This is a genomic window from Sphaerotilus sp., assembly GCF_034519685.1.
Lineage (GTDB): Bacteria > Pseudomonadota > Gammaproteobacteria > Burkholderiales > Burkholderiaceae_C > Sphaerotilus.
Genome location: NZ_JAXHOF010000002.1, coordinates 19,789 through 31,848, shown reverse-complemented (window position 1 = coordinate 31,848; position 12,060 = coordinate 19,789). Strand labels below are relative to the sequence as shown.

At 70.6% G+C, this 12,060-nt stretch carries 13 protein-coding genes; 6 read left to right on the top strand and 7 right to left on the bottom strand.

Annotated elements, in window-relative coordinates; all coding sequences use genetic code 11:
- Positions 1 to 103 precede the first annotated feature (103 nt).
- The 5 genes from U5O44_RS00645 to U5O44_RS00625 all read left to right on the top strand — a co-directional run bounded on the left by U5O44_RS00645 (position 104) and on the right by U5O44_RS00625 (position 4,802).
- Positions 104 to 1,255 (top strand): ABC transporter substrate-binding protein, encoded by a 1,152-nt coding sequence (locus U5O44_RS00645; RefSeq protein WP_322586533.1) that lies wholly within the window; start codon positions 104 to 106, stop codon positions 1,253 to 1,255.
- A 117-nt stretch (positions 1,256 to 1,372) separates the two neighbouring features.
- Positions 1,373 to 2,248: a branched-chain amino acid ABC transporter permease gene (locus U5O44_RS00640; RefSeq protein WP_322586532.1), complete on the top strand. Its 876-nt coding sequence runs from the start codon at positions 1,373 to 1,375 to the stop codon at positions 2,246 to 2,248.
- Between the two features lie 29 nt (positions 2,249 to 2,277).
- Complete coding sequence (locus tag U5O44_RS00635) at positions 2,278 to 3,285, top strand: branched-chain amino acid ABC transporter permease (RefSeq protein WP_322586531.1); 1,008 nt, start codon at positions 2,278 to 2,280, stop codon at positions 3,283 to 3,285.
- A gap of 3 nt (positions 3,286 to 3,288) precedes the next feature.
- Positions 3,289 to 4,050 (top strand): ABC transporter ATP-binding protein, encoded by a 762-nt coding sequence (locus tag U5O44_RS00630; RefSeq protein ID WP_322586530.1) that lies wholly within the window; start codon positions 3,289 to 3,291, stop codon positions 4,048 to 4,050.
- A 5-nt stretch (positions 4,051 to 4,055) separates the two neighbouring features.
- Positions 4,056 to 4,802: an ABC transporter ATP-binding protein gene (locus U5O44_RS00625; RefSeq protein WP_322586529.1), complete on the top strand. Its 747-nt coding sequence runs from the start codon at positions 4,056 to 4,058 to the stop codon at positions 4,800 to 4,802.
- A 15-nt stretch (positions 4,803 to 4,817) separates the two neighbouring features.
- Here U5O44_RS00625 and U5O44_RS00620 read toward each other — a convergent pair whose 3' ends face one another.
- The 3 genes from U5O44_RS00620 to tsaB are packed head-to-tail and all read right to left on the bottom strand — an operon-like array spanning position 4,818 to position 6,855.
- Positions 4,818 to 5,666: a uracil-DNA glycosylase gene (locus U5O44_RS00620; protein WP_322586528.1), complete on the bottom strand. Its 849-nt coding sequence runs from the start codon at positions 5,664 to 5,666 to the stop codon at positions 4,818 to 4,820.
- Positions 5,663 to 6,136: a ribosomal protein S18-alanine N-acetyltransferase gene (rimI, locus tag U5O44_RS00615; RefSeq protein WP_322586527.1), complete on the bottom strand. Its 474-nt coding sequence runs from the start codon at positions 6,134 to 6,136 to the stop codon at positions 5,663 to 5,665. The genes U5O44_RS00620 and rimI overlap by 4 nt, the downstream gene beginning before the upstream one ends.
- On the bottom strand, positions 6,133 to 6,855 hold the full coding sequence (gene tsaB, locus U5O44_RS00610; RefSeq protein WP_322586526.1) for a tRNA (adenosine(37)-N6)-threonylcarbamoyltransferase complex dimerization subunit type 1 TsaB: 723 nt from the start codon (positions 6,853 to 6,855) through the stop codon (positions 6,133 to 6,135). The genes rimI and tsaB overlap by 4 nt, the downstream gene beginning before the upstream one ends.
- A 37-nt stretch (positions 6,856 to 6,892) precedes the next feature.
- Between tsaB and dacB the strand changes: the two genes are divergently transcribed.
- On the top strand, positions 6,893 to 8,299 hold the full coding sequence (gene dacB / locus U5O44_RS00605) for a D-alanyl-D-alanine carboxypeptidase/D-alanyl-D-alanine endopeptidase (protein ID WP_322586525.1): 1,407 nt from the start codon (positions 6,893 to 6,895) through the stop codon (positions 8,297 to 8,299).
- 15 nt (positions 8,300 to 8,314) lie between these two features.
- Here the strand turns inward: dacB and U5O44_RS00600 are convergent, their stop codons facing one another.
- Genes U5O44_RS00600 through purE form a run of 4 tightly spaced genes read right to left on the bottom strand, consistent with a single transcriptional unit; the run spans position 8,315 to position 12,032 of the window.
- On the bottom strand, positions 8,315 to 9,277 hold the full coding sequence (locus tag U5O44_RS00600) for an SGNH/GDSL hydrolase family protein (protein ID WP_322586524.1): 963 nt from the start codon (positions 9,275 to 9,277) through the stop codon (positions 8,315 to 8,317).
- A gap of 37 nt (positions 9,278 to 9,314) precedes the next feature.
- Positions 9,315 to 10,337 (bottom strand): L-threonylcarbamoyladenylate synthase, encoded by a 1,023-nt coding sequence (locus U5O44_RS00595; RefSeq protein WP_322586523.1) that lies wholly within the window; start codon positions 10,335 to 10,337, stop codon positions 9,315 to 9,317.
- 19 nt (positions 10,338 to 10,356) lie between these two features.
- Entirely contained in the window at positions 10,357 to 11,544 is a 1,188-nt protein-coding gene (locus U5O44_RS00590) for a 5-(carboxyamino)imidazole ribonucleotide synthase (RefSeq protein ID WP_322587091.1), read from the bottom strand.
- An 11-nt stretch (positions 11,545 to 11,555) separates the two neighbouring features.
- A complete protein-coding gene (gene purE / locus U5O44_RS00585) occupies positions 11,556 to 12,032 on the bottom strand; it encodes a 5-(carboxyamino)imidazole ribonucleotide mutase (protein WP_322587090.1) in 477 nt (158 codons plus the stop codon).
- Positions 12,033 to 12,060 lie beyond the last annotated feature (28 nt).

Sequence of the window (12,060 nt, the reverse complement as noted above, 5' to 3'; positions counted from 1 at the left end):
TCCACGCTCCATGGTGGATTTCACGCCTTGTCGCCGCCCGGGAGCCTGCCTATCGTGCGAGGTGACACCCCGTCCCCTCGTTCCTGACACACAGAGGCTCCTGATGACCCACCTTCGTCCCTCCATCGTGGCACTGGCCACCCTGCTCGCTGCGGGCACCACCAGCCTGGCGCAGGCACAAGCCATCAAGCTCGCCAACATCGTCGAGCTGTCGGGCGCAGGCGCCACGGCCGGCACCAACTTCAAGAACGGCGTCGAGCTGGCCGTCAAGGAGATCAACGCCGCCGGCGGCATCCTCGGCAAGAAGATCGAGACCACCACGCTCGACACACAAAGCAACCCCGGCGTCGCCAAGGGCCTGACCCAGAAGGCCATCGACGACGGCGTGTTCGCGGTCTTCGGCCCGGTGTTCTCCGGCTCGATCATGGTCAGCATGGCCGAGACCCAGCGCGCCGAAGTGCCCAACTTCACCGGCGGCGAGGCGGCCGCGATCACCCAGAAGGGCAACCCCTACATCTTCCGCACCAGCTTCACGCAGACAACGGCCATGCCGAAGGTCGCGCGCTACATCGCCAATGGCCTGAAGGCCAGGACGGTGGCGGTCATCTTCGTCAACAACGACTTCGGCAAGGGCGGCCGCGACGCCATCACCAAGGCGCTGGAAGCCCAGGGCGTGAAGGTCGTCGCCGACATCTCGACCGATTCGGGCCAGATCGACTTCTCGGCGCCGGTGCTCAAGGCCAGGCAGTCGAACGCGGATGCCCTGTTCGTCTACACCAACGAGGAAGAGTCGGCGCGGGCGCTGCGCGAGCTGCGCAAGCAGGGCTACAGCAAGCCCATCGTCGGCGAGACAACGCTGACCGGGCAGAAGGTGATCGAGCTGGCCGGTGAAGCCGCCAACGGTGCAGTCGCCCATGTCGGCCTGACGGTGGACGCGCCGAACCCGCTGATGCTGAAGTTCAAGGCCAAGTTCTACCAGGACTACAAATACATCAGCGACCACAACGGCATCAAGGGCTACACCGGCGTCTACCTGATGAAGGCCGCCATCGAGAAGGCCGGCAAGATCGACCGCAAGGCGGTGGCGCAGGCGCTGCACGGGCTGAAGGTGTCGGCGGCCAAGCAACCCGGCGTGCTGATGGACGTGAGCATGGACAACAACGGCGACCTCGACCGCGAAAGCTTCATCGTCGAGGTGAAGAACGGCAAGCAGGAAGTGAAGGAAGTCCTGCCCGCGCTGAACGCTGGCAAGTAAGCCGGCCCTCCCCGCCCACGCGTCCGCCCCGGTGATCCGGTCGGGGCGGGCCGCAGGCTTGCGGCACGCCATGCGGTCCGCCCCACGACTGCCCTCGAACCGCTTCGAGAGGACTCCATGACCGACTTCTTCCAACTGCTGTTCTCCGGTGTCGCCACCGGCAGCATCTACGCGCTGGCCGCCCTCGGCTTCACGCTGCTGTGGCAGGCGAGCGGCACCATCAACTTCGCGCAGGGCGAGTTCGTGATGCTGCCGGCGTTCACGATGCTGGCGTTCTCGGCGTTCGGACTTCCGCTGCCGATCGCCTTCATCGTCACCTGCGTGGTCGGTGTGGTCGTGCTCGGCTGGGGCTTCAAGCGCGGCATTGCCGATCCGCTGCTGCGCCACGGGCTGATGCCGATCGTGGTCGCCACCATCGGCCTGTCGATCGCGATGCGCAACGGCGTGCGCGCTGGCTACTCGGCCGAGGCCCACCCCTTCCCCGGGATGTTCGGCGAGGCGCTGTTCAACATCGCCGGCGTGACCATCACCGCCGCCGACGTGGGCACGCTGGTCGTGGCGCTCGCCCTCGTGTTCGGCACCCAGGCCTTCCTCGGCAAGACCGTCACCGGCCGCGCGATGCAGGCGGTCGCGCAGAACACCGAAAGCGCCACCGTGCTGGGCATCAACGTGCCGCGCATGGTGTTCTACACCTTCGCGGTCAACGCGCTGCTGGCCTGCGCCGCGGCGCTGCTGGTGACCCCGACCTACCTGGCCAAGTTCGACATGGGCGAGGGGCTGGGCACCAAGGCCTTCTTCGCCGCCATCATCGGCGGCTTCAACAACTCGCGCGGCGCGCTGCTGGGCGGCGTGATCGTCGGCGTGGCGGAGAACCTGGCCGCCGCCTATGTCTCGCCGGCCTACAAGGACGCCGTCGCGCTGGTGCTGTTCATGGCCGTGATCCTGTTCAAGCCCGAGGGGCTGATGGGTCAGAAGGTGATGCGCAAGGTCTGACCTCGATCCGCCGCCCCAGGACACCCACCATGAAAACTCTCCACAAGCTCGGTGCGCTGGCCATCCTGGTCATGCTGCTGGCCACGCCGCCCATGCTCAAGAGCTACGGCGTCTACCTCTTCACCTACTGGCTCATCTTCATCATCGCGACGATGGGCCTGAACCTGACCGTCGGCTACGCCGGCCAGAAATCGCTCGGCCACGCCGCCTTCTTCGGCATCGGTGCCTACACGGTGGCCATCCTGCTGCAGCACGGCGTGAGCTTCTGGATCGGGCTGCCGACGGCAATGGTGCTGTGCTTCGCCATCGGCATCCTGCTGGGCTTTCCGGCGCTGCGGGTGCAGGCGATCTACCTCGCGTTCGCCACGCTCGGCTTCAACACCGCGGTGTGGCTGGTGATGCGCAACGAGGAGTGGCTCACCGGCGGCACCTTCGGCATCAACGGCATCACGCGGCCGAGCCTGTTCGGCTACTCGCTGGACGGCGCCCTGCCCTACTACTACTTCGTGCTGGCGGTGGCGCTGATCCTGGCGGGGCTGCTGTGGGGGCTGCTGCGCTCGCCGTGGGGCAAGGCGTTCACCGCGCTGCGCGACAACCCGATCCGCGCGGAAAGCCTGGGCATCGACATCCAGCGCTACACCCTGCTGGCTTTCGCCATCGGCGCGGTCTACGCCGGCGTGGCGGGCGCGCTGTTCGGCTCGCTGGTGCAGTTCATCGAGCCGGCACCGTTCACCGTGGGCGCCTCGATCATGATGTACCTGATGGTCGTGGTCGGCGGGCCGGGCTACTTCTTCGGGCCGGTGCTGGGCTCGGCGGTGGGCGTGCTGTTGCCGGAGTGGCTGCGCTTCGCGCAGGCCTGGTACCTGTTCGTCTTCGGCGCCCTGGTCGTGCTGCTGATGCTGTGGCTGCCGGACGGGCTGCTGAGCATCCCCGACCGGCTCAAGGCGCGGCGCCAGGCGCGTGAAGCGTCGGCCGCCCGATCGGCTGCAGCGAATGCAGCAGGTGCGGCCACAGCCACCGAACAGAAAGGCCCCTGACCCATGACCGCCCCCCTGCTCAAGGTCACCGACCTGAAAAAGGCCTACGGCGCCATCCAGGCCGTCGGCGGCGTGTCGTTCGAAGTGATGCCCGGCGAGATCTTCGGCGTCATCGGCCCGAACGGCTCGGGCAAGACGACGATGTTCAACAGCGTGCTCGGCCAGATCACGCCAGACGCCGGCCGCATCGAACTCAACGGCCGCGACATCACCGGCCTGAGCCCGCTGCAGCTCAACCAGCGCGGCGTCGGCCGCACCTTCCAGACGCTGCAGGTCTTCGGCAAGATGACCGTGCGCGACAACCTGATCGTCGCCGCGCAGGAACACAAGGGCACGATGTTCAGCCGCATGTTCGCGCCCGGGGACTCCGGCCTCGGGCAGAAGGCCGACGCGCTGATCGACCTGTTCCGCATCCGCCATGTCGCCGACAAGAAGGCCGGCGAGCTGAGCTACGGCCAGCAGAAGCTGGTGGACATCGCGATGGCGTTCATGAGCGAGCCTGCGCTGGTGCTGCTCGACGAGCCCTGCGCCGGGGTCAACCCGAGCCTGGTCGGCGGCATCAGCACGCTGCTGAAGCAGCTCAACCAGCAGGGCCGCACGGGCGGCAAGGTCAGCAGCTTCGTCGTCATCGAGCACAACATGGACTTCGTGATGGACCTGTGCCACCGCATCCTCGTCATGGTGGAAGGCAAGGTGATGGCCATCGGCACGCCGGCCGAGATCCGCGCCAACAAGCAGGTGCTCGACGCCTACCTCGGGAGCTGAAGACCATGTCCGAACACGCCATCGAATTCGAGAACGTGCTCGCCGGCTACGGCGATTTCATGATCCTCAACCACCTGAGCTTCAAGGCCCGGCGCGGCGCGATCACGCTGCTGATCGGCCCGAACGGCGCCGGCAAGTCCACGGTGCTGAAGGCGCTGTTCGGCCTGCTGAAGGTGCGCAGCGGCCACATCCGCCTCGACGGGCAGGACATCACCGGCGCCAACCCCAAGGACTTGCTGGTCCGACACGGCATCGCCTTCGTGCCGCAGGGCCGCAACCTGTTCGGCCAGCTCACCGTGTTCCAGAACCTCGAACTCGGCGGCATCACGCTCGGCATGAAGACCACGCACGAGCGCATCCCTGAGGTGCTCCAGCGCTTTCCCCGTGTCGCCGAGCGGCTGCACAGCCAGGCGTCGGCCCTGTCCGGCGGCGAGCAGAAGCAGCTCGAGATCGGCCGCGCGCTGCTGATCCGCCCGAAGGTGCTGCTGATCGACGAGCCCTCGATCGGCCTGTCGCCGCTGGTGGTGGCCGACGTGTTCAAGCTGCTGCGCGGGCTGGCCGACCAGGGCACGACCGTGCTGATGGTCGAGCAGAACGTCAAGAGCGCGCTGAAGATCTCGGACGAGGCGATCGCGCTGGAGTCGGGGCGGCGGGTGCTGCAGAAGCCGGCGGGGGAGTTGCTGGCGGATCCGGACATCGAGCGGCTGTTCCTGGGCGGGGCGCACGCCGCCGCTGTGGCGACCAAGACCTGACACAACCGCGCCGCGTCAGCCGGCGCGCGCCATCACCTCACGCGCCAGACACAAGTCTTCCCACGACCGCGCCTTGTCCAGCGGATTGCGCAGCAGATACGCCGGGTGGTAGGTCACGACCACCGGCACGCCCTGCACCTCGTGCACCCGCCCGCGCAGCCGCCCGATCGGCTCCGCCGTCTTCAGCAGCGACTGCACCGCGAAGCGCCCCATCGCCAGGATCAGCTTCGGCTGCACCAGCGCGATCTGACGCAGCAGGTAGGGCTCGCACTGCGCGACCTCCTGCGGCTCCGGGTTGCGGTTCTGCGGCGGGCGGCACTTGAGCACGTTGGCGATGTAGACCTGCTCGTGCGCGGGCGCCTCGCTGCGCGTCAGGCCGACGGCGCGCAGCATGTTGTCGAGCAACTGCCCCGCCTTGCCGACGAAGGGCTCGCCCTGCAGGTCTTCCTGCTCGCCAGGGGCCTCGCCAATCAGCATCCACTGCGCCTGCGGGTGGCCGACGCCGAACACGGTCTGCTTGCGACGTTCGCACAGCGTGCAGGCCCGGCAGGACGACACCGCTGCGCGCAGTGCGTCCCAGTCCATCGCCGCCACGCCGGTCGACCGCAGCGCGACCACGGACGCCGGCACAAGCTCCGACACGGGCTCCGGCACAGTCCCGGACACAGGCGCGGACACCTCCACAACCCGCGCCACGACATCCCCCCGCTCGTCATGCCCGCGCACGCGGGCACCCACCCCCTCCACCACCACATCGACCACCGGCACAGCCGCCTCTGCCACCTCGACCCGCGGCGGCACCCACACCCGAATCCCCATCTCCTGCAGCATCGCCTGCTGCCGCTCGGTATAGCCCACGCTCATGCCACCGCTCCCGCCGTCTGGTCCAGGGACAGCCGCAGCACCAGCGCATCCTCGCGCTGTCCGCGCCCGTCCGGGTAATAGCCTTTGCGCACCCCCACCTGCTCGAAGCCCAGGTGGGCGTACAGCCTCCGTGCCCGTTCGTTGCTGGGCCGGACCTCCAGCCACAGCCAGTCCGCCCCCGTGGCACGGGCATGGTCGATCAGTCCGTGCAGCAACTGCGTGGCCAGCCCGCGTCCCTGGTGATCGGGCGAGACGGTCACGTTGAGCAGATGCCACTCCTCGAACCCGGCCATCGCGACCTGGTAGGCCAGCAGCTCGCCTTCGGGCGACAGCAGGCAGTGCGTGAGGTGCCCGGCGGCCAGCGAATCGACGAAGTTGGCGCGGCTCCACGGGAACGAATACGCCCGCACCTCGATCGCGAGAACGGCATCGAGCAGCGGCAACGCCATCGGCTGCAAGGTCAGCGTCATGGCCGTGCCCGGATCGCCGCCCGCTCGGCCGTGGTCTGGGCCACCTTGTCACGCACATACAGCGGCAAGGCCAGCGCCGGGTCGATCCATGCCCCCCGCCCATAGGCCACCCGCGCCAGCACCGCCAGCGCCGCCCCGTCCGGCACCGCCGCCGGCCAGGTCGCCACGCCCAGCCGCGTCGCCAGCGGCCCCAGCACCTCGGCCTGCACCACCAGCGCATTGCCGGCCAGCGCGGCCGGCGCCCGCTCGATGGCCTCGGCCAGCGCTGCGGGGTTGTACAGCGACACCGGCCCGTCCGCCGTCCAGCCACCGTCCGCCGTGCGGCACCAGCGCGCCGCGTACACCTCGCCCATGCGCGCATCCAGCACGCTCCACACCGCGTCGCCCGTTTCACCCTGCTGCCGGGCGGATTCGGCCAAGGCGGCGAGCGTGTCCAGCGCCAGCAGCGCACGGTCGGCGCCGACCGCCAGCCCCTGCGCCACCGCACACGCCGTGCGCAATCCGGTGAATGCGCCAGGCCCGTGGCCGAAGGCGATCGCCTCCAGATCGCGCAGCGCAAGCCCGCCTTGCACCAGCAGGCCGCGGATCGCCGGCAGGAGCGACGCCGACGCCTGCGCCCCACCGGGCAGCGCCCGCACCAGCACCTGCTCGCCCTGGACGAGCACGAGGTGGACCACATCGGTGGCGGTATCGAGGGCAAGCAGGCGGGGGGCAGACATGGGCGGCAGTGTACCGGCCGCTCCGTATGATCCGGGCATGTCCCGGCCACTCCGATCCCGCTCACCCGCCCTGTCCGTGCCCCTTGCGCTGGCCCTGTGCCATGGCCTGCCTGCCGTGGCGCAGACCACCTTGCCAGACACCGTGCGCGCGGCACTGGCGCAGGCCCAGCTGCCCGAGGACAGCCTCTACGCCTGGGTCGCGCCGGTCGAGGGCGGCCCGCCTTGGCTGGCGCACCAGTCCGACACGCTGGCCCACCCTGCGTCGGTGATGAAGGTGGTCACGTCGATGGCCGCGCTGGACCGGCTCGGCCCGCTGTTCCAGTGGCGCACCCCCGTCCACACCGACGGCACACACCTCTATCTCCAGGGCCGGGGCGATCCGCGGCTGGTCAACGAGCGGCTGTGGTCGCTGCTGCGGCAGGTGATGGCGGTGACGGGGCCGGAACTGCGCGGCGACCTCGTGCTCGACCGCAGCGCATTCGCGATTGCGGCCATCGATCCGGGCGCCTTCGACGGCGAGCCGCTGAAACCCTACAACGTGCGCCCCGACGCGCTGCTGGTGAACCAGAAGAGCCTGCTGCTGAGCTTCCGGCCGGACACGGCACGCGGCGTGGCACGGGTGTCCGCCGACACGGCGCTGGCGGGCGTGCAATGGCCGGCGACGGTGCCGCTGGCGGGTGGGCCGTGCCAGGACTGGCGCGGCGGACTGCAGCTCGACGTCAGCGATCTGCTGCGGCCCCGCTTCGGCGGCAGCCTGCCCACCGCCTGCGGCGACAAGGTCTGGCCGCTGGCCTGGCCGGATCCGGCCGGGTTCAACGCCCGGGCGATCGCGGCCCAGTGGAACGCGCTGGGCGGGCGCCTGCGCGGGCAGGTCCGCGAAGGCCCGGTCCCGGCCGGTGCGGCGCTGGTGGCGGAAGGCCTGTCGCCCGCGCTGCCCGAGGTGCTGCGCGACATGAACAAGCACAGCAACAACGCCATCGCCCAGCACCTGCTGCTGGCGCTCAGCCCCGGACAGCCTGCCCAGCCGGCGACCTGGGAAGGCGCGCGCGCCGAGGTGCAGGCGCTGGTGCAGGCGCACGGCTGTCGGGAGGGCGAGCTGGTGATCGACAACGGCTCCGGCCTGTCCCGCGAGGAGCGGATCAGCCCGCGCTGTCTGGGCCGGCTGCTGCAGTGGGCCTGGACGCAGCCGTGGATGCCGGAGCTGCTCGGCTCGCTGCCAGTGGCCGGCATCGAGACGACCGCGCGGCGCGTCACGTCCGCCAGCGGGCGGGCGCACCTGAAGACCGGTTCGCTGAACAACGTAGCCTCGCTGGCCGGCGTGGTCCATGGTGCGGACGGACGCCGCCATGCGGTGGTGGTGGTGCTCAACCACCCGCTGGCGGCCGGTGCACCGGCGCGGGCGGTGCTGGACGCCGTGGTGGGCTGGTCGCTGGCGCCGCGCTGAGCCAGCCTTTCGGCGTCAGAACGGGTTGTTGCGCGCGCGGTTGAGGGCCGCGATGCCAACCCGGACCTGGTAGTTGACCCCCGGATGCTGGGCATCGGCCCAGAGGTAGGCCGTGCCGAGCCCCGCAGCGCCGCTGACCATCGTGGCCGTGGTGCAGTCGGGCAAGGCGGTCGTGCAGACGGCGTCCACCACATTCGTCAAGGCATTGGCCTGCAGCTTGGTGGGGTCCGACATGGTGATGGTCAGCTCGTCGGCCGTGATCAGTGCGGCGTAGCGGCCGTCGTTGATCACCTCCAGACGCAGTCCGGCCGTGAAATCGAGGGTCAGCTCCTTGAGCAGCACGGCGCGGTCGGCATCACCCGTGGTGCTGACCTGCTCGGCGGCAAAGGGCGAATAGCCGAGGTTGGGCGGCGTGGCATACAGCACCCGGGCGCCAGAGCCTTGGTTGGCCACCGTGTTGACCAGCGCACCCAGCGTCTTGCCGGCCGCGGCCACCTGGGCCTTGGCCTGGGCACGGGTGAGCGTGCCGGCGCCGTAGGCGTTGTAGGCGGCCAGGATGTCGTGCTGGCCGGCCATCACGGTCACCAGCGTCTGCGGCGTGAAGACGGCCGTGGCCTGGTAAGCGGCCACGGCGGCCACCACATCGGCCACCTTCGCCCCGACACTGGCCTTCATCACCGCGGCGGTCGTGGCCACGGCGTTCGGGTTGCATTCCTGGAAGACCATGCCGTAGCCATCGGCCACCACCTGCGGCCAGACCGGGTAGGTGGCGCAATCGATGCCGGTGGTGCCGGTCTTGAGTGCGTTGACGGTGTATTTGCGGCCCGAGGTGTCGATCAGGCTGAGTTCGTCGCCGAAGGCCACGAGTCCGGTCGGCACATAGGCCTCGACCCGCGACGACGAGCCGCCGCAACCGGACAGGCCGGCCAGCACTGCAGCGAACAGCGCCGAGGCGCACAGAGACTTCAGAACACGCATGCAAACTCCAGTTCGTCCGGTCCGGACTTGGGCTCCGTCAGGCCGCCGCCGCCCGCTGCAGCCGGTCGCGGACACCGTCCCATTCGGGCAAGGCCGGGGGCGTTTCCACCCAGATCAAGGGCGCGCGGCTCGCATCCAGCGTCCGCAGCACCGCAAACAACTCGTGCGCCACCGCGGCCGCCTCGTCGGGCATGCGCCGCAGCACCACACCCGCCAGCGCCGGCCGGCGGCTGCGGGAATATACCGCCAGCGTCGGCGCTGCAGATGAAGCTTTGTGGCCCGTCGCGGACCAGACGGTCAAGGCTGCGTCCAGTTGCTCGGCGCTCATCAGCCGGACCTTGGCCTGCGGGGCGTAATGCGCCTCCAGCGTGCCGGAGGCGCGCGGCGCGGTGGCGTCGCGGGCACGCAGCGGCTCGCCGGCCGCCGCCTCGATCTCGGCCACGGTCAGGCAGCCGGGCCGCAGCAGCACCGGGTGCCCGCGGCTGCAGTCCACGATCGCCGACTCGATGCCCACCGCGCAGTCACCGCCGTCCAGCACCCGCAGGTCCGGCGCGGCCTCGAACTCGCTGGCGACGTGCGCCGCCTGCGTCGGGCTGACGCGGCCGAAGCGGTTGGCGCTCGGCGCGGCCACACCCGGCACGCCGGCCTCGGCCGCCGCCCGCAGCAGCGCCAGCGCCACCGGGTGATCGGGGCAGCGCAGGCCGACCGTGTCCTGCCCGCCCGCAGCCTCGGCGCCGATGCCGGCGCGGCGCGGCACGATCACCGTCAGCGGCCCCGGCCAGAACGCCGCCATCAGCCGTTGCGCCACCGGCGGCAATTCCGCCGCGAATGCCGCCGCGCCCGCCGCATCGGCCACGTGCACGATCAGCGGGTGGTCGCTCGGGCGGCCCTTGGCGGCGAAGATCTTCGCCACCGCCTCGGCCTGGTCGGCGCGCGCGCCCAGGCCGTAGACCGTCTCGGTCGGAAACGCCACCAGCTCACCCGCCGCCAGCCGCGCCACAGCGTCCGGCAGCGCGGCGGCGAGGTGCGCGGGGGTGGTCGCGTCGATCAGCCGTGCCATGTCTGCACCCTCGCCGCGGTCAGAACGCCGGCAGGCCGAGCAACGCCGCCGCCTGCAGCGCCACGTCACGCGCCGCCGCGGGCGTGGCCGCCGTGACCGTCAGGTGGCCCATCTTGCGGCCGGGACGGGCGGATTCCTTGCCGTACAGGTGCAGGTGCGCCCCCGGCAGCGCCAGCACGGCCGCCCAGTCGGGCGAGCGCTCGGCGCCTTGCGCGTCGAACCACAGGTCGCCCAGCAGGTTGAGCATCACGGTCGGCGAGTGCAGCCGCGGCTTGACCAGCGGCAGACCCGCCATTGCGCGCACCTGCAGGTCGAACTGCGACACGTCGCAGGAGTCGATCGTGTGGTGGCCGGAGTTGTGCGGCCGAGGCGCCATCTCGTTGGCGACGAGCGAGCCGTCTTCCAGGATGAAGAACTCGATGCACAGCACGCCGACATAGCCCAGGTCCGCCGCAATCCGGGCCGCACAGCCGATCGCTTCGGCTTCGAGTGCGGGGGTTCCGGCCGGCGCGGGCACGGTGGTGACAGCCAGGATGCCGTCGCGGTGCAGGTTCTGCTGCAGCGGGAAGGCCACCACGCGCCCGTCGCCGCCGCGCGCGATCAGCACGCTGACCTCGAACGCCAGCGGCAGCCGCTTTTCCAGCACACACACCGCGCCGCCCAGTTCCGCCCAGCCCGCGGCGAGTTCCGCGCGGTCGGCGACGCGGATCTGGCCCTTGCCGTCGTAGCCCATGCGGGCAGTCTTCAGGATGCCGGGCAGCAGGTCGTCGCCGACCGCGGCCAGCGCGGCGTCGCTGTCGATCACCGCATACGGCGCCACCGGCACGCCGCAATCGGTGAAATGGGCCTTCTCGGCCGCGCGGTCCTGGCACACGGCCACCGCGTCGCCCGACGGCGCCACCGGCCGGCGCGCGGCCAGCGTGCGCAGCGCCTCGGCCGGCACGTTCTCGAATTCGGTCGTGATCGCGTCCGCCTCGTCGGCCAGGCGCTGCAAGCCGGCGGCGTCGAGGTAGCCGGCGTTCACATGCGCATGGGCGACCACGCCCGCCGGGCTGGCCGCGTCCGGCTCCAGCACCACGGTGCGAAAGCCCATCTGCTGCGCAGCGTGGACAAACATGCGGCCGAGCTGGCCACCGCCCATCACGCCGAGCGTCACGGCACGAGTCGGGTCGGCGGCGCTGCGGTCGCCGGGCAACAGTCGAGGCATGGCCATGCGCATCAGCCCTGGCTGTCGAGCGGGCCGAGCGTCATCGCCCGGGCCGCTTCGGTCTGGCGGGCGCGGAAGGCGTCGAGCGCCTCGGCCAGCCGCGCGTCGTGGTTCGCCAGCAGCGCGACGGCGAACAGCGCCGCGTTGGCCGCCCCGGCGACACCGATGGCAAACGTCGCCACCGGCACGCCCTTGGGCATCTGCACGATCGAGTGCAGCGAATCCACGCCCTGCAGGTGCTTGCTGGCCACCGGCACACCGAGCACGGGCACCGGCGTCTTGGCGGCGAGCATGCCCGGCAGGTGGGCCGCGCCGCCGGCGCCAGCGATGATCGCCTGCAGGCCGCGCGCACGCGCCGACTCGGCGTAGCGGAACATGTCGTCGGGCATGCGGTGGGCCGAGACGACCTGGGCTTCGAAGGGGACGCCGAAGTCGGCGAGAATCTGGGCGGCGTTCTTCATGGTGTCCCAGTCGCTGTTGGACCCCATGACGATGCCGACCACGGGCGTTGCGCTG